The organism is Sphingomonas sp. Leaf38 (genome assembly GCF_001421825.1).
In the GTDB taxonomy this organism is placed as follows: Bacteria; Pseudomonadota; Alphaproteobacteria; order Sphingomonadales; family Sphingomonadaceae; genus Sphingomonas.
Genome location: NZ_LMLD01000011.1, coordinates 192,676 through 208,157, shown reverse-complemented (window position 1 = coordinate 208,157; position 15,482 = coordinate 192,676). Strand labels below are relative to the sequence as shown.

At 64.5% G+C, this 15,482-nt stretch carries 16 protein-coding genes and 1 pseudogene; 7 read left to right on the top strand and 10 right to left on the bottom strand.

Annotated features, from left to right (window positions below):
• Positions 1–21 precede the first annotated feature (21 nt).
• Entirely contained in the window at positions 22–1,077 is a 1,056-nt protein-coding gene (locus ASE88_RS08385; protein ID WP_235527881.1) for a glycoside hydrolase family 5 protein, read from the top strand.
• Positions 1,078–1,314: 237 nt separating this feature from the next.
• Here ASE88_RS08385 and ASE88_RS19865 read toward each other — a convergent pair.
• Positions 1,315–1,528 (bottom strand): annotated as a pseudogene (locus tag ASE88_RS19865) (transposase); the annotation flags it as partial.
• Positions 1,529–1,748: 220 nt separating this feature from the next.
• A complete protein-coding gene (locus tag ASE88_RS19860; protein ID WP_082466396.1) occupies positions 1,749–2,285 on the bottom strand; it encodes a DnaJ domain-containing protein in 537 nt (178 codons plus the stop codon).
• Positions 2,286–2,676: 391 nt separating this feature from the next.
• Here ASE88_RS19860 and ASE88_RS08380 point away from each other — a divergent pair, with 391 nt between their 5' ends.
• A complete protein-coding gene (locus ASE88_RS08380; RefSeq protein ID WP_056477493.1) occupies positions 2,677–3,015 on the top strand; it encodes a hypothetical protein in 339 nt (112 codons plus the stop codon).
• Between the two features lies 1 nt (position 3,016).
• On the opposite strand, the gene ASE88_RS08375 is transcribed toward ASE88_RS08380, so the two are convergent.
• The 4 genes from ASE88_RS08375 to ASE88_RS08365 are packed head-to-tail and all read right to left on the bottom strand — an operon-like array spanning position 3,017 to position 6,695.
• Entirely contained in the window at positions 3,017–3,847 is an 831-nt protein-coding gene (locus tag ASE88_RS08375; RefSeq protein WP_235527880.1) for a Crp/Fnr family transcriptional regulator, read from the bottom strand.
• Positions 3,822–3,944: a cytochrome bd-I oxidase subunit CydX gene (cydX, locus tag ASE88_RS18325; protein WP_082466394.1), complete on the bottom strand. Its 123-nt coding sequence runs from the start codon at positions 3,942–3,944 to the stop codon at positions 3,822–3,824. Before cydX ends, ASE88_RS08375 begins: the two co-directional genes overlap by 26 nt.
• A gap of 25 nt (positions 3,945–3,969) precedes the next feature.
• Positions 3,970–5,109 carry a cytochrome d ubiquinol oxidase subunit II gene (gene cydB, locus ASE88_RS08370; protein WP_056477488.1) on the bottom strand — a complete coding sequence of 380 codons (1,140 nt, stop codon included), beginning with the start codon at positions 5,107–5,109 and terminating at the stop codon, positions 3,970–3,972.
• 14 nt (positions 5,110–5,123) lie between these two features.
• Positions 5,124–6,695, bottom strand: a complete 1,572-nt coding sequence (locus ASE88_RS08365) for a cytochrome ubiquinol oxidase subunit I (protein ID WP_056477486.1) — start codon at positions 6,693–6,695, stop codon at positions 5,124–5,126.
• Positions 6,696–6,812: 117 nt separating this feature from the next.
• Here ASE88_RS08365 and ASE88_RS08360 point away from each other — a divergent pair, with 117 nt between their 5' ends.
• Complete coding sequence (locus tag ASE88_RS08360) at positions 6,813–8,417, top strand: ATP-binding cassette domain-containing protein (protein WP_056477484.1); 1,605 nt, start codon at positions 6,813–6,815, stop codon at positions 8,415–8,417.
• On the opposite strand, the gene ASE88_RS19855 is transcribed toward ASE88_RS08360, so the two are convergent.
• From ASE88_RS19855 to ASE88_RS08350, 3 genes are all read right to left on the bottom strand, one after another.
• Positions 8,332–8,679, bottom strand: coding sequence for a helix-turn-helix domain-containing protein (locus ASE88_RS19855; protein WP_156348183.1), 348 nt, complete (start codon positions 8,677–8,679; stop codon positions 8,332–8,334). The two genes, ASE88_RS08360 and ASE88_RS19855, sit on opposite strands and share 86 nt — an antisense overlap.
• A gap of 161 nt (positions 8,680–8,840) precedes the next feature.
• On the bottom strand, positions 8,841–9,089 hold the full coding sequence (locus ASE88_RS08355; RefSeq protein WP_056477482.1) for a hypothetical protein: 249 nt from the start codon (positions 9,087–9,089) through the stop codon (positions 8,841–8,843).
• Positions 9,090–9,366: 277 nt separating this feature from the next.
• On the bottom strand, positions 9,367–9,639 hold the full coding sequence (locus ASE88_RS08350) for a hypothetical protein (RefSeq protein WP_056477480.1): 273 nt from the start codon (positions 9,637–9,639) through the stop codon (positions 9,367–9,369).
• Positions 9,640–9,778: 139 nt separating this feature from the next.
• Here ASE88_RS08350 and ASE88_RS08345 point away from each other — a divergent pair, with 139 nt between their 5' ends.
• From ASE88_RS08345 to ASE88_RS08330, 3 genes are all read left to right on the top strand, one after another.
• Positions 9,779–11,911 (top strand): TonB-dependent receptor, encoded by a 2,133-nt coding sequence (locus ASE88_RS08345; protein WP_056477478.1) that lies wholly within the window; start codon positions 9,779–9,781, stop codon positions 11,909–11,911.
• Positions 11,911–12,972 carry a PepSY-associated TM helix domain-containing protein gene (locus tag ASE88_RS08340; protein WP_056477476.1) on the top strand — a complete coding sequence of 354 codons (1,062 nt, stop codon included), beginning with the start codon at positions 11,911–11,913 and terminating at the stop codon, positions 12,970–12,972. Before ASE88_RS08345 ends, ASE88_RS08340 begins: the two co-directional genes overlap by 1 nt.
• A 238-nt stretch (positions 12,973–13,210) precedes the next feature.
• A protein-coding gene (locus tag ASE88_RS08330) for an IS3 family transposase (protein WP_156356984.1) occupies positions 13,211–14,376 on the top strand; the annotation gives its coding sequence in 2 pieces (ribosomal slippage) (positions 13,211–13,472 and positions 13,472–14,376; 1,167 coding nt in all).
• Between the two features lie 185 nt (positions 14,377–14,561).
• On the opposite strand, the gene ASE88_RS18870 is transcribed toward ASE88_RS08330, so the two are convergent.
• On the bottom strand, positions 14,562–14,978 hold the full coding sequence (locus ASE88_RS18870; RefSeq protein ID WP_156356983.1) for a hypothetical protein: 417 nt from the start codon (positions 14,976–14,978) through the stop codon (positions 14,562–14,564).
• A 179-nt stretch (positions 14,979–15,157) separates the two neighbouring features.
• On the opposite strand from ASE88_RS18870, the gene ASE88_RS08325 reads away from it, so the two are divergent.
• The gene (locus tag ASE88_RS08325; protein WP_055875422.1) at positions 15,158–15,427 is read left to right on the top strand and encodes a hypothetical protein; all 270 of its coding nucleotides are present in this window, start codon (positions 15,158–15,160) and stop codon (positions 15,425–15,427) included.
• The last annotated feature ends 55 nt before the right edge of the window (positions 15,428–15,482 follow it).

Sequence of the window (15,482 nt, the reverse complement as noted above, 5' to 3'; positions counted from 1 at the left end):
GTTATCGAAAGGAACACATCCGTGCTCTTCAAATACGTGTTGGGTACGGCTGTAGCCCTCGCCACGCCTTCGCTCGCTTATTCGCACGATGGCGTCGGTAAAGCGTTGGTGCAGACGTCCGACCGTACGACGATGCCGACCGGCCCGGCGTGGCGCACCGCATCGCGGCTGCACCGCGGCGTGAACATCGTCGGCTACGACCCGTTGTGGAACGATCCGCAAAAGGCACGGTTCAAGCCGCGCCACTTCCGGATCATCAAACAGGGCGGGTTCGATTTCGTCCGGGTCGTGCTCCAGTCGTTCAGACACATGGATGCCGCAAACCGGCTCGATCCGAAGTGGCTCGCGACGCTCGATGGCATCGTCAAGAACGCCACCGCCGCCGGCCTCAGCGTCATTCTCGACGAACACGATTTCAACCTGTGCTCGGAAGCGCCAGACGCGTGCGAACCCAGGCTGATCGCGTTCTGGAAGCAGATCGGCGCACGGTATCGTGACGCGCCCGACAGCGTATTATTCGAATTACTGAACGAGCCGCACGCGCCATTGGATGGTCCCCGGTGGAACCTGATGCTGCGCAGGCTCATTCCCGTCGTCCGGGCGAGCAATCCAGGCCGGACGCTGGTGATAGGGCCTACCCGCTGGAACAATCTGGACGAACTGCCTGCGCTCGAACTGCCCAAATCCGACCGGAACATTCTCGTCACCTTCCACTCGTACGAACCGTTCCAATTCACCCACCAGGGCGCGCCTTGGGCGTCGGAATCGGCCGGACTTAAAAACGTCCCCTTCACGCCCGCCGACGAGGCTCGGATCAAGGCCGACTACGACAAGGTCGGTGCATGGTCACGCGCGAACGATCGTCCCGTCCTGATGGGCGAGTTCGGCGCCTACGAGAAAAGCGGCACGCCGATCGAGGCCCGCGCGCGTTACACCGCGACCGTCCGCCGCGAAGCCGAGGCGCATGGCTTCCCCTGGGCCTATTGGCAGTTCGACAGCGACTTTATCTTGTACGACATCGACAAGGATCGTTGGGTAGAGCCGATCCGCAAGGCGCTTGTCCCGACGCGACGGTAGGGTATCCGACCGGACCGAAGTGATGGCGACGGCGCAAGATCGCCCCGGTGTTCGAAGAAGGAGCGCGCATGACGTACGACGCGACGCACGGCTCTGGCGGGCATGGGTAGTGGCATGGCCGGAACGACGCTGCCCGTCTTTGCACGGCTGCCCGACGATAGCGTTTTTCTGCTCAGCTACTTCACCGACAAGGACGGAGGCCGCGACGGGCTGAAGAATGGCTCCGTTGATCGAAGGCCTTTCGATCAGGTTGAAGTCGGAGCTGTAGGGCCGGAGGAACACAATCCCGGCCCCCGCAGCCTCGATCAATACGAGGGCGCTGTCGCTTGTGGTTGGATAATCTATCCGTGATCACCCCATCGGCGCAGCGGAGATTGGGCCCGAGCACCTGACCGACATAGGCCGCGAACCCGTTCCCGTTGATCGGCAGGTCTAGCACCATCCGCGCGATATCGCCCACCAATTCCCCCTGTGACGCGCTTCGCAACATCGGGCGATATCGAGACGTAATGTTTTGGTAGAGTTTAGAAGGACCAATGGCTGAGAGGATCCATATTCAGGCGTCCCCGCCCCCTTCCCAGCTTCATAACTTCGGCCGCGCGTTCATCTCCGCGTTACGACCGCTTTCAACGCCTGCCCCTGCGAACTCGAATGTCGCGACCGGGCGATAGTTAGGAAGCCGGCTGTCCAAGTCCGAGTTTTGTACGCGATGAGCGGCGGACGGCTTTTGCGGGAGGCTCAGGCACGGGATGAGCGGCGACGCTACGTCGAACCGGAGATGCCAATCCGGATTCCTCATTCCACAGAACCAGGATTGTAGCGATCGGTGCGGCAGTGAGGATCAACAGGAAAAGGCCCATCAGCCATTCGTTGGTCTCTAGCGGCTGCGAGAAGCTACCGCTGGGCTGCATTGACGGGTTAGGTCGCATCGGGCGCCTGCCGGCTTTCCTGGGGTGAAACGGGCGGTCCGCGGTCGCTCCGTGGGCAGACGGTCTGATCTGCGTGCGATCATAGGCGGCGCGTGCGTCCTTCTTTCCCAAAACGGCATACGCCTCGTTGATCTCTTTCGCACGCGCCGAAACATCCACACCATGATTGGCATCGGGGTGATATTGACGGAGCAGCGCTTTCCACGCGGTGTGGATAGTGTCGCGACTTGCCGTCGAAGACACCCCTAGAACAGAATAATAGTCGGGTGAGAGAGCCATCTAGCCGTTACTTGCGGCGAAAACGCGAAAAAGGAAAGTCCGCCTGCCGCGTGATATTAGCCGGGCCTTCCTCGGTGATCCAAAGGGCGGCTTTAGGCGCCAACAGTCAGATGACTACCATTCCCATCCGCAACTTCGTGCTTTCGACGACACCACGCCGCCTCCTCGGCGCTGACCCAAAAGTCGACATTCGCGCGCCCTTCCCCGCTTACTGACTACTGACCCCCGCGCTCACTGAGCTTGGCGAATGATCGTCCGTCATGGATGTCGTGAATGGGGAAGGAATCCCGGCCGTCAGCTTTCGAGTTTTGATCGTCGTAAGCGGACGTTCGTTCAGGCACCGGCGCGGCGCTTTGTAGTCCGCTAACGTTTTGGAAAGTGAAGAGGCAGCTTGCGCGATGCCTATGGCAGCGGCCCGCTGCTGGAGGCTATATTTCAACGCGAACCGCCACAGACACTGAACGCCGCGGTGCTCGCGCATATCCGGGCGCGTCACGCCGTGGACGCCGCCAATGCGGAGAATCTGATTGCCGCGCGAGAGCCGTCCCCCAACGAACAGTACCGGCTTCCGCCGGAAACACTCGGGTATATGCTGCGCGGCGTTTTCGACGGCTGGCGCCGGGCTATGGACTTCAACGAACTCGCGATCCTTACGGTGGGCGACCGGCGGCTTACCCCGCAAGCGCGGGAATTGCTGATCGCCAGCCTCGAGCGCAACGTCCCGGCCTGACCTAGGCGGCTACCGCCCGCGTCTCGAGAGCGCCAGGATCGGCGATCGTGATCGCACGACCGCCGGGAAGCCGGATGATGCCAGCACTTTTCAAATTCGTCATCTGGCGGCTAACGGTTTCGATGGTCAGGCCGAGGATGTCGGCGATCTGGCCGCGCGATAGCGGCAGATCGAACGTGACCGGCCCGCCCGCGGTGCCCCTGCACCCGGTCAATGCAGCGCGCGATGCCATGTCCATCAGGAAGCCCGCGACCTTTTCAGCCGCCGACGTCCGGGCGAGCGTCAGCACCCGCGCGCGCGCCACGTTGAGCGCGGCGAGCGTCCGCTGAAGCAGCAGGCGCTCCATCCGTACATGATCGGTGAGGACGCGCTCGAAAGCGGCGCGTTGAAATATACACAGTTCCGAATCGGTGAGCGCGGTAATGGTGAAGTCAGCACGGCCCGCATAGGGCTGCCCGACGAGATCGGCCGCGTAGAGCAGACCAACGATCTGTTCTCGGCCGTCCTGCGTCGACGCGACCAGCTTGAGCACGCCGGACAGCAGGTTGGCACAGATGATGCTATCGTCACCCGCCCAAATTACGGTCTCGCCGCGCTTAACACTGTGTTTGCGGCCGATCGTATTCAGCGCGGCCAGCTCGTTATTCGTCAGGCTGCTGCACAACGCTTCGTCGCGAACCGCACAGTCTGCGCAAATGGTCGTGCTGAGCATCCCGCTATCATAGCGGTCTGATCTAAAGAAACATGCATCAATTCGGCGGTGTAACAAGGAGCCCTGTAAAGGCGATCTTTCCGGGCCCTCCTTGTCACGGGTTGGCAAGGCCTTCGACATCGTCCTCGATCGGCAGATGAAACTCGTGCCAGATGCCGTTGAGGACGCCGAAGCCGACCGCGAGACCTAGGCCCAGGGCCCAGCTGAAATACCACATGCTAACTCTCCGAATGGATCAGGATTCAGTAGAAATCGGGGTTGGTCGCGACCTCCTGCGTGGTCACCCGGCCGAACATCACCTTGTACGCCCAGGCGGTGTAGGCGAGGATCAGCGGCAGGAAGATCGCGGTGACGAACAGCATGATGCCCAGCGTCTTGGGCGTCGATGACGCGTTCCACACCGTCAGGCTGGAGTGCATGTCGATGCTCGACGGCAGGATATACGGGAACATCGACAGTCCAACGGTGGCGATGATCCCGATCGCCGAGGCGGACGACCCCGCGAACGCCGCCGCTTCCCACCGGCGATGGATCCCGACGAGCGCCAGCAGCGCGCCGCCGAAGCCGAGCACCGGCGCGACGAGCATCCAGGGGTAGGTCGCATAATTGGCGAGCCATGCCCCGGTTGCGATCTCGCTGGTGGTGCGCAAGGGGTTGGACGGGCCGAACGGATCGACCTCGCCGACGATGCGGAAGCCGATATCGGTGAAGGCGACGAACGCCCAGCCCGCGGCGAACAGCAGCACCGACAGGATGCCGGCGACCGTGCCGAACCGCTTGGCGCGGGCATGGACTACGCCGTGCTCGATCTTGATCGCCAGCCACGCGCTGCCGTGCAGCACCAGCATTGTGACCGAGAGCAGCCCACATAGCAGCGTGAACGGCGTGAACAGCCCGAGGAAGCTGCCGTCGAAGAACGCGCGCAGGTCGCTGTCCAGCCGGAACGGCGCCCCCGACAACACGTTGCCCACCGCCACGCCGAACACGAGCGCCGGCACGAACCCGCCGACGAACAGGGCCCAATCCCAGCGCGAACGCCATGCCGCGTCGGGGCGTTTGGAGCGGTATTTGAACCCCACCGGCCGCAGGATCAGCGCCGCGAGCACGAGGAACATCGCCAGGTAGAAGCCCGAGAAGCTGACCGCGTAGACGAACGGCCAGGCCGCGAAGATCGCGCCGCCGCCGAGGATGAACCACACCTGGTTGCCCTCCCAGGTGGGACCAACCGAGTTGATGACCATCCGCCGTTCGGCGTCGGTGCGGGCGACGAAGGGCAGCAGCGCCGCGACCCCCAGATCATAGCCGTCGGTCAGCGCGAAGGCGATGAGCAGCACCCCCATCAAGCCCCACCACAGGATGCGCAGCGTTTCGTAATCGAACATCGTATTGTCTCCTGTCAGGCGGCAACGGGCAGCGCGGGGATGTCGCCGGGTGCGGGCTGCGGGTCCTCGTCATGCTCGAACGGTCCCTTGCGGATCGTTTCGAGGATCAGGCGGACCTCGATCACCGCCAGCGTGCCGTACAGCGCGGTGAAGCCGATGATCGTCGTCCACAGCGCGCCGCGGGTCAGCGAGGAGGCGGCGAGGAAGGTCGGCAGCACGCCCTCGATCGCCCAGGGCTGGCGGCCGATCTCGGCGAGCATCCAGCCGAGCTCGATCGCGATCCAGGGCAGCGGGATCGCGATCACCGCCAGCTTCAGGAACCAGCGCGCCTGCATGTGCAGCCGCAGCGAGGTGAGCACGAACGCCGCGCCGAACAGCGCGATCATCACGAAGCCGATCGCAGCCATGATCCGGAAGCTCCAGAACATCAGCGGCACGTTGGGCACCACGTCCCAGGCGGTGGTGGCGATCAGCTGCGGGCTGGCCATCCGCGGATCGGCGACATGCGCCTTGAGCAGCAGCGCATAGCCGAGATCGCGCTTGTGCGCCTCGAACCGGGCGCGTTGCGCGAGGTTAGTCGGATCGGTCTTCAGCCGCTCGACCGCGTCATAGGCGACGACACCCGAGGTGATCCGCTCCTGCGCCTTCAGCACCAGCTCGGACATGCCGGTTACCGTGCCGTCCAGGCTGCGCGTGGCGATCAGGCCGAGCACCCAGGGGATCTGCACCTCGTAGCGCGTCTCGCGCGCGGCGACGTCGGGGATGCCGAACAGCGTCAGCCCCGCAGGCGCGGGCGCGGTGTGCCAGGCGGCCTCGATCGCGGCGAGCTTCATCTTCTGGTTGTCGGTCAGCACATAGCCGCTCTCGTCGCCGAGGATCACGACCGACAGCGACGCGGCAAGACCGAACGCGGCGGCGACCGTCATCGATCGGCGCGCGACCGCGGTGTACTTGCCCTTCAGCAGCCAGAAGGCCGAGATGCCGAGCACCACCACCGACGCGCAGACATAGCCCGCGCTGACGGTGTGGACGAACTTGGCCTGCGCGATCGGGTTGAACAGCACCGCGCCGAAGTCGGTCACTTCCATCCGCATCGTCTCGGGATTGAACGCGGCGCCGGTCGGGTTCTGCATCCAGCCATTGGCGACCAGGATCCACAGCGCCGACAAATTGGTGCCCAGCGCCACCATGAAGGTGACGATCAGATGGCCCAGCTTCGACAGGCGGTTCCAGCCGAAGAACATGATGCCGACGAACGTCGCCTCGAGGAAGAACGCCATCAGGCCCTCGATCGCGAGCGGCGCACCGAAGATGTCGCCGACATAATGCGAGAAATACGACCAGTTGGTGCCGAACTGGAACTCCATCGTCAGCCCGGTGGCGACGCCCAGCACGAAGTTGATCGCGAAGATCCGCCCCCAGAACCGCGTGATCACGCGCCAGATCGGCCGGTTCGTCATGACATAGATCGCCTCCATGATGACGAGCATCATCGACAGCCCCAGCGTCAGCGGCACGAACAGGAAGTGATAGAGTGCGGTCAGCGCGAATTGCAGTCGCGACAGATCGATGACCCCGAGGTCCATGGACAGTCTCCCACCGGTCGATGCGCCGGTTCTGCGTGTTCGATAGGAGGCGCGTGCGGACTGAACATTGATCGCGGTCAAAGACGGCGAGAACGTCGGCAGGCGACAGCGACGGCCATGAACGCAGCATCACCGGACAGGATCGCGACGCGCGCGCGCACGCATTGGCTCAAGACGGCGACCCGTGACGGGGGCCGGGTACAGATCTCGACCGGGCTGCTGCTGCTCGACAGCGTGGTCGCGATCGGTTTTGCGGGCGGGCTTGCCGGCGCCATCGTCGCGATTCCGGCCGGCATCGCCGCCATACTGCCCTGGGCGATACTCGCCGCACTCGCCGGTGCCGCGCGCGGCCTTTTCGCGATGCTGTCGGCGCGCAGCGGCGCGGCGGGCGCCGAACAGGCGAAGGTCCGCGTGCGGGCCCGCGTGGTCGCCGGCGCGCTGCACCGCGATCCCGCCACCGCGATCACGACCGGTGCCTTCATGACCGCGGTCGTCGACGAGGTCGAAACGCTGGAGGGCTATATCGCGCGCTTCCTGCCCGCGCGAAAGGCGGGCGCGGTCGCCCCGTTGCTCATCCTCGCCGCAACCGCGATCGCCAGCCCGATCGCCGCGTGCATCCTGATCGCGACCCTGGTGCCGTTCGTCTTTGCGATGATCGTCGCCCCCGGCCGCGCGGTGCAGCAGGCGTCGGCGGCGCTGCGCGAAACCTTTGCGAGCCTTGCGGACGCCGCGCCCGAACTCCGCTGCTACGGCCTCGAGACATGGGCCGCGGACAGGGTCGACGCGCAGAGCCGGGTGCTCGCGGCGGCGCAGCGCGCGCACGCGAACGCCGCCGGCTGGTTCGAGCTGCTCCACGCCGCCGCGGTCGGGGTCGCCGCCGCGGGCGCGGTGACGGTCGCCGCAGGATCGGGCGCACCGCGGGCCGCACTCGCGGCGCTGGCGGCGGCAATGACGATCGATGCCGCCGGGCCGCTGCTGCGCGCGATGATCGACCGCGGTCGCCTCGCCGAAGCGCAGGTCCGGCTCGGCGCGGTCTTCGCGGCACCCGATCAATGCCGCCCCGCCGCTGCCCTGAGCGACCCCGCCCCGGCGATCCGCTTCGCACTGCCGGCCCGCGACTGCATAGCGCCCGCCGGCACGCGGCTGGCGCTGGTCGGCGCGTCGGGGATCGGCAAGACCACGCTCGTCGAGCAGTTGATCGGGCTGCGGCCGATCGCCCCGCACACGCTGTGGCTCGGCGGCGTCGACGTCGCGACGATCGCGCCCGCCACGCGCCGCACGGCCTTCGCCTGGGCGCCGCAGGATGCGATGCTGCTGTCGGGCAGCGTCCGCGACAATCTGTTGCTCGCAAACCCGCAGGCGGACGACGCGACCCTGTGGCGCGCCCTGCACGATGCGGTCCTCGACGATCGCATCCGCGCGCTCGATGCCGGGCTGGACAGCTGGATCGGCGAGAATGGCGCGCGGCTGTCGGGCGGCGAGCGCCGCCGGCTGGCGGTGGCCCGCGCCTATTGCGCGGCTGCGCCCTGGCTGTTGCTCGACGAGCCGAGCGAAGGGCTGGACGCAGCGACAGAAGCCTTGCTCGCCGAGCGGTTGGTGAATCGGGTCGACGCGACGGGCCAAGGCGTGATCGTCGTCAGCCATCGCCCGGTGCTGACGAAGATCTGTACGCAGCGGCTGGACCTCGGCGTGACCCTGGCCGCACTGCGCAACGCAGCCTGATCGGCGTTAAGCCCCCGCCCATACTGCCAGCCGCGCCGCGTCGAGGTTCGCGACCGTCCGGCCCCCCGGGCAGCGCGATGATCCGCGCGCCGCACAATGCCGTCATCTGTCGACTGACCTTCTCGATCGTCAGGCCGCGCACCGCGCCGATCTCGGACCGGCTGACCGGCAGCTCGAACCGCGGGCCCGCGCCGCCGGTGCGCCGCGCCATGTCGATCAGGAACGTCGCGATCCTCGCGCTGGCATCCTTGCGCCCCAGCATCAGTATCCAGCGTCGCGCCTCGTCCAGCGTAGCGAGCGCGCGACGCAAAAGCAGTCGTTCGGCCGCAGGATGGGCGTCGAGCGCGTGGCGAAGCGCGGGTAGACGCACAGGTCCGCGTCACACAGCACCTGCACCGTCTCGCTCGCGCTTTCGGTGCAACGTCAGATGGCACTGCTGAAGCGTCCTGTCGCGGTTTGCCGATAGCTGTCGAGCACGCTGGCGATCGTCCGCGCATAGGGCAGCACATCTGCCGCGGACTGCAGGACATGGCCCTCCCGTTCCAGCAGTTCGAGCCGCTCGAACGGATCGAGCCGCGCACGAATCGAGTCGAGCCCCGCAACGGACCCGAGATCGACGATCCCGCGCGTCAGGATCGCCTCGATCGCGCCACCCTGGATCTGGTCCTCCACGATCCGCCGCAGCCCCCCGCGTCGTCGCGAAACGGCCCGCGCCGATCCGCATCCCGTAGCGGCCGGTATTCTTCTCGTTCTGCACCAGCGCGCCTGGAAACTCGCTGATCGAACTGGCGTCGAGCCCGATCAGAATCCGCGCCGGGTCCTCGGTAAAACCCCGGCAATTGCGGTATAGCGTGCCCGCGCCGGTTGTTCGCGCCAGCGCATCGGCGGGCCGGGCGAAGACCGCGGTATAGCCTGCAGCGGTCTGTACGCCGTGCGACAGTGCCGACTGCTAAAACCGGGTCTGAGAATCCGCCAAGTCGCTCGCGTCGATCCGACGCTGGCGCGGCACGAGATGTGGGACATGCGCATAGCCGAACTCTCCGAGCCGGTCCGGGCCCATCGCGATGCTGTCGCGCAACGTCGCCTGCAGGCTCGCCTCGGACTGGCCGGGTAGGTCATACATCAGGTCGAAGTTGATCGGATCGACGCCCGCGCCACGCAGCGAGGCTATCGTGCGGTGGATGTCCTCGACCGGCTGGACGCGACCGATCGCCGCCCGCACGCCCGTTAAACGTGGCGGTTTGCGTCCCTTACGTCCTAACCTGCAGGAGCGGCACTCCAACGGTGCCCAACGAAATGCTATTGAGAGTTGATTGCAATTACGCATAGCTACTTCTACTGCCTCTTCAAAGGGGAATAGAATGAAGGTCGCATTGGGCATGATCGCCGCCTGTGTCACGTCGACAGGCATAGCGAGCGCGCAGGAAATACAGGCCCGCGAGGGTGCGGACGACGCCCGGCGGAGAGATATCGTAGTAACGGCTGCGCGCACGACCCTGCCGGCTAGCGCCCTGCCCCTGACCGTCGACGTGATCGACCGCGAGACACTGTCGCGTCAGGTTGCAGTCTCCGGTTCGGTCGTCGACGCGATATCGGCACTGCTGCCGGCCTTCTCGCCGACACGGGAAAAGATCACCGGCTTCGGCGAAACGCTGCGCGGTCGCTCGCCGCTCTATGCCATCAACGGCATTCCGCAGAGTACGCCGATCCGCGACGGCGCACGCGACGGCTATACCATCGACCCGTTCTTCATCGACCGGATCGAAGTGATCTACGGCTCCAACGCCTTACAGGGCATTGGTGCGACGGGCGGCGTGGTGAATCAGGTCACCGCGAGCGCGCCGAAGCAAAACGGCTGGAGCGGACGCACGCTGCTTCAGGGTAACAGCGGCGACGGTTTCGCAGGGTCGTCGCTCGGCGGGAAGATCGCCGGCCTCGTCACCATGCGCAGCGGCCGGTTCGACGCGACCGGCGGCATCGCCTTTGAGCGGCGCGGCGTCTTCGTCGATGGCCGCGGGCGGCGCATCGGCCTCGACGGCAACCAAAGCGAAATTCAGGATACGGACAGCATCGCCTTCTTTGGTCGGGTGGGCGTCGATCTGTCCGACACCGCCCGGTTCGAGGTAATCGTCAATCGCTTCAAGCTGGAAGGCAACAACCACTATGTCGCGGTCGATGGCAACCGGACGCTGGGCATCCCTGCCACCAGCCGGAGAGGGGAAACGGCCGGACAACCCTCCACCGGCCTGGCCGAGATGGTGTCGGCATCGCTGACCGACGGCAATTTGATGGGCGGGGCGTTCACGCTCCAAGGCTTCTACAATCGGACCAGCGACACGTTCGCCGGCGGTATCCTCGCCACCTTCCAGGACGCGAGGATCGCTCCTGCCGGCACGCTGTTCGACCAGTCGCGCAACGTCTCGCGCAAGCTCGGTGGCAAGATCAGCTATGAACGCGCGGTACCGGGGCTCGAGGCGCTGACGCTGACCGCCGGGTTCGACGCGCTGATCGATCGCACCAAGCAGGATCTGGTGCAGACCGGCCGCACGTGGGTGCCGCGGACGGATTTTCGCAGCCTCGCGCCGTTCGGCCAGGCCAATCTCAAACTGTTCGACGGCATCGTCAGGATCGCAGGAGGCGTCCGGTACGAGAACGTGCGGCTCGATATCCCCGACTATACGACGCTTGCAAGTGCCGGTTCCCGGGCCGTTATCGGCGGCAAGCCATCATTCAACCGCGCGCTGTGGAACGGCGGGTTCGTGCTGGAGCCGGTCAAGGGTATCCGCGCCTATGGCAGCTATGCCGAGGGCTACACGATCGCCGATATTGGTCGTGTCCTGCGCGGTATCAGCCAGCCTAATATCCGGATCGCCGACTTTCTAGATCTGACCCCCGTGATCTCGAACAACCGCGAGATCGGCGTCGAAGTGAAACAAGGGCCACTGGACGCCAGCGCGACCTATTATTGGTCGTCGAGCGATCTGGGTCAGGTGCTCGTCCGCAGCAGCGATGGCTTCTTCAACGTTGCACGACAGCCGATCGACATCGAGGGTCTGGAACTGAACCTCGCTGTTCGCACCCCGCTGCCCGGTCTGAAGGTCGGCACCGGTTTCAGCCATCTCAACGGGCGCACCGACACCAACGCCGATGGCATTCTCGATGCCGATCTGGACGGCGCCAACATCTCGCCCGATCGCCTCAATCTCAACCTGGATTACAGCCACGGCCCCTTCAGTGCGCGTGTACAGGGGCGCTACTACCTGTCCCGTCGTTTTGAGGGACAGCCGATCGCCAACGACTTCGTCGGTTATCGGCTGTTCGACGCGTATGTCGCCTACGAGCTATCGGTAGGCCGCGTAATGCTGAGCGTTCAGAATGTCGGCAATACCGATTACGTTACCTACTACAGCGATACGCAGGGTCCGACCGACAATGCGCGCTTTTACACGGGGCGGGGCCGCAATTTCACGTTGAGCTGGCAGGCCGGCTTCTGATGCGCATCCTGTCCCTGCTGCATCGCTGGATCGGCGCGATCGGCGGTCTGCTGCTGGGGGTACTGGGGCTCACGGGTACGCTGCTCGTCTGGCGCAACCAGCTGACCTTCGTGGCGCACGCTGGCGATCCAGTCCGGGCCGATCCGGGATCGCTGGCCTTGGCGGTCGGCGCCGTGACGGACGCGTCGTCCCAGATCGACCGCATCACGTTCGCAGGCGACGGTCTGGGCGTTCATCAGGCCATCTTCGCAGACGGCAGCGGTGCCTATATCAGCCAGGCCGGCGTGACGGTCGACCGCTGGTCCTCGTCATGGCAGCGACCGGAATTGTGGGTGTTCGACCTGCATCATCGCCTTCTGGTCGGCGATGCCGGCGAGACAATTACCGGTGTCGCCGGGCTTACGGGCCTGTTCTTCCTCATTAGCGGGATGATCCTGTGGTGGCGGATGCGCAGCCGCTTTCGCCTGCGGTTGTGGCCTGCGACGATGAAGCCCGGCGCAATCGTCCATCACCACCGGGACATGGGCGTCGTGACGGCGCCGTTGCTGCTCGTGTCGCTGGTGACGGGCATTCTTATGATTTTTCCCGCGTTGGGTGGGCCCTTGCTTGCCGAAACACGCCCGGTCGCACCCAAAGTTCACAGTTTCCGAGTCACGCCATCCGCGCATGACCTGAAGCCGCTTTTCAAGGCTGCTGCCGCGATGTTTCCCGGTGCCGAATTTCGCCGCCTGCAAATGCCGCGCAAGACCGGCGCTCCCATCATCCTGCGCCTCCGCCAATCTTTCGAATGGACCCCGAACGGACGGACGTTCGTGTACGCCGATCCGGTTAAGCTGACGATCGTGGCCTATGACGATCCGGCGGCCCGGGGAAAGGCGGCATCGATCCGCGAGAAACTCTATCCCGTGCACGCTGCCAAAACGGGCGGCATTGCATGGAAGGTCGCCATGACCGTGTCGGGCATCGTACTGACGCTGCTTGGCAGCCTCGCGGTGTACGGCTTCTGGCGGACGAAATGGAACTTGGGCCAGCGCAGGCGGAGAAAGCGAAAGGTCGCTTGAACCATGACGTCCTTAGAATGTTTTAGGCTCGAATGACCGGCTGGTTACGGAGCTAGAGACCCACAAGTGGACATTCCGTAGTCCTCTTGGGCTTCCCAACTTCAGACGCTGACGTGCCCCCCGCCTTTCATCCAGCTGGAACCAGAGACCGACCGTTGTTGTCGCGCAGGAGCGCTGACGTGACCCCCGTTTTTGCTCCAGTTGGAGCTAGAGTCCGACCCCGGAATGGGACGGACAGATGAAGCGAAAGCAGTTTTCGGAAGAGCAGATCATTGGCATCCTGAAGGAAGCCGAGGCAGGTGTGGTGGTGACGGATCTGTGTCGTCGGCACGGGATGTCTAGCGCCACCTATTACGCCTGGAAGGCCAAGTTCGGCGGTCTGGAGGTGTCCGATGCTAAGCGGTTGCGGGCGTTCGAGGAGGAGAACGCGCGGCTCAAGCGACTGCTGGCGGATACGATGCTCGACAACGCAGGTCTGAAGGACCTGCTCTCAAAAAAATGGTGACGCCTGCCGCGAAGCGGGAAGCAGTCGCGCATCTCCAGACGGCGCTGGGGATGAGCGAGCGGCGGGCGTGTGCTGTCGTCGGGGCGGATCGCAAGAGCATGCGGTATCGCTCGAGACGGGCGGATGATGGCGACCTTCGGTCGCGTCTGCGTGAGCTGGCGCAGCAGCGCCGACGGTTCGGCTATCGGCGGTTGCACATCCTGCTTCGGCGGGAGGGCATCACGATCAACCGCAAGAAGACCCAGCGGCTTTACCGCGAGGAAGGTCTGACAGTCCGTCGGCGGAAGGGACGAAAGCGCACCGTCGGCGCGCGGGCACCTGCGCCGGTCCTGGCGCTACCCAACCAGCGCTGGAGCCTGGACTTCGTTCATGATCAGATGGCCACGGGGCGGCGGTTCCATATCCTCAACATCGTCGACGACGTGACACGCGAGTGTTTGCGGGCTGTGCTCGACACGTCGATATCAGGCAAGCGGGTGGTGCGCGAGCTGGGCGACCTGATTGCCGAGCGTGGCTCGCCCAAGATGATCGTCAGCGACGATGGCACCGAGCTGACCTCAAACTCGGTGCTGGCGTGGTCGGGCGATGCCGGCGTCGAGTGGCACTATATCGCACCGGGCAAACCGACGCAGAACGGGTTCGTCGAGAGCTTCAACGGTCGCATGCGCGACGAGCTACTCAATGAGACGCTGTTCTTCACGGTCCGCCAGGCGCGCACGATCCTCGCCCGCTGGGTCGAGGACTACAACACTGAGCGGCCACACTCCTCGCTCGGCTACGCCACACCGGCCGCCTTTGCCGCCGAACTCGAAAAGCAACGATCGGGTTTAAACCCGACCGTTGCTTCACCCGCGCTCCTGCGCGACAACAACGGTCGGTCTCTGGTTCCAGCTGGATGAAAGGCGGGGGTCACGTCAAGATTGACGGGCGCTGGCCATGGCGGAACGGACAATCCAATGAAAGGGCTCAACGAGGGACGAATCAGCAAAAGTAACATGGACCGCCGCCCCTCAGTCAGGAAAACCGGTTTCTCGACGTCCAGCCGCTCCACCTGCATTCCCTTTCCTGACGCTTGTTCATCGGGCTAGGCAGGATCGTTATCAAGCGTAGCGACTCCCATCATCGGATGCATTACGAAGGTCCAGCCGTCGCCGCCGACAATCATCAGGCGTAACGATTGCCGATCTGCGGTGCCAAGCAGTGACGCCGCTCCTGACGAAGCAGGCAATGTGACTGTCCTGCCATCCTGAAGAATGCCGGTTGCCCAGCCGCGCCGTCCGCTGCGGATCTCGCTGGCCATGCGTTCCAACGCCGTCTCGAGCGCAGTGCGCGCACGTTTTCCTGTAACCCATGCATAACCGCCTGCCCCCAATTCTTGGATAGTTTCTAAGGGTTGGCTCGGGTCTGGAGACCGCTGTTTGACAATCCGCCGGGATTTTTCCTTTAGGGTATCAAGAGGACGCACACCCTCCATACTCATCATGCGCGCAAACTCATCCATCGCTTCTTCCTCAGTGATAGCGCTCCGAGCGCATGGGTTTGGCCACTGGTTCCTGCCTGTTGAGGGATCGCTTAGGCAAGGCGTTGCTGGCCGCTGGGCAGCCATACCCCACCAAGTGGATCGGCGTTGAATTCCTACCGCCGTCGTGTATCCGTATCGCACCACAAAAAGGGTTGATCATGAAGAAATTTTTTGCTGTCGCCGTCGTTACCGGTCTGCTCTCGCTCGCAGCTTGCAACACCAGCCCGCGCGAGCAGGCGGCCGATAAGATCGAGTCGAACACTGAAGCCGTCGCCGATAACCTCGAAGACGCCGCCGACGCCACGGGCAACGAAGCAGCTGAAGCGAGCCTGGAGAACAAGGCCGACGCAGTGCGCGCGACAGGCCAGAATCAGGCTGAAGACATGCGGACCAACGACCCGGATACCAATCTTTCGAATGGCATCTAACAGACCGAGCGCTTAGAACTGCAGGCAGGTTGCTCCCAAGCGGCTTGCCAAATTA

What these genes read in the sequence shown, in the direction of transcription:
- ASE88_RS19860 (WP_082466396.1), bottom strand. Translation starts at nt 2,285, where the DNA reads ATGGCTCTCTCACCCGACTATTATTCTGTTCTAGGGGTGTCTTCGACG.
- ASE88_RS08375 (WP_235527880.1), bottom strand. Translation starts at nt 3,847, where the DNA reads ATGTCGAAGGCCTTGCCAACCCGTGACAAGGAGGGCCCGGAAAGATCG.
- cydX (WP_082466394.1), bottom strand. Translation starts at nt 3,944, where the DNA reads ATGTGGTATTTCAGCTGGGCCCTGGGCCTAGGTCTCGCGGTCGGCTTC.
- cydB (WP_056477488.1), bottom strand. Translation starts at nt 5,109, where the DNA reads ATGTTCGATTACGAAACGCTGCGCATCCTGTGGTGGGGCTTGATGGGG.
- ASE88_RS08365 (WP_056477486.1), bottom strand. Translation starts at nt 6,695, where the DNA reads ATGGACCTCGGGGTCATCGATCTGTCGCGACTGCAATTCGCGCTGACC.
- ASE88_RS08360 (WP_056477484.1), top strand. Translation starts at nt 6,813, where the DNA reads ATGAACGCAGCATCACCGGACAGGATCGCGACGCGCGCGCGCACGCAT.
- ASE88_RS19855 (WP_156348183.1), bottom strand. Translation starts at nt 8,679, where the DNA reads ATGCTGGGGCGCAAGGATGCCAGCGCGAGGATCGCGACGTTCCTGATC.
- ASE88_RS08345 (WP_056477478.1), top strand. Translation starts at nt 9,779, where the DNA reads ATGAAGGTCGCATTGGGCATGATCGCCGCCTGTGTCACGTCGACAGGC.
- ASE88_RS08340 (WP_056477476.1), top strand. Translation starts at nt 11,911, where the DNA reads ATGCGCATCCTGTCCCTGCTGCATCGCTGGATCGGCGCGATCGGCGGT.
- ASE88_RS18870 (WP_156356983.1), bottom strand. Translation starts at nt 14,978, where the DNA reads ATGGATGAGTTTGCGCGCATGATGAGTATGGAGGGTGTGCGTCCTCTT.
- ASE88_RS08325 (WP_055875422.1), top strand. Translation starts at nt 15,158, where the DNA reads ATGAAGAAATTTTTTGCTGTCGCCGTCGTTACCGGTCTGCTCTCGCTC.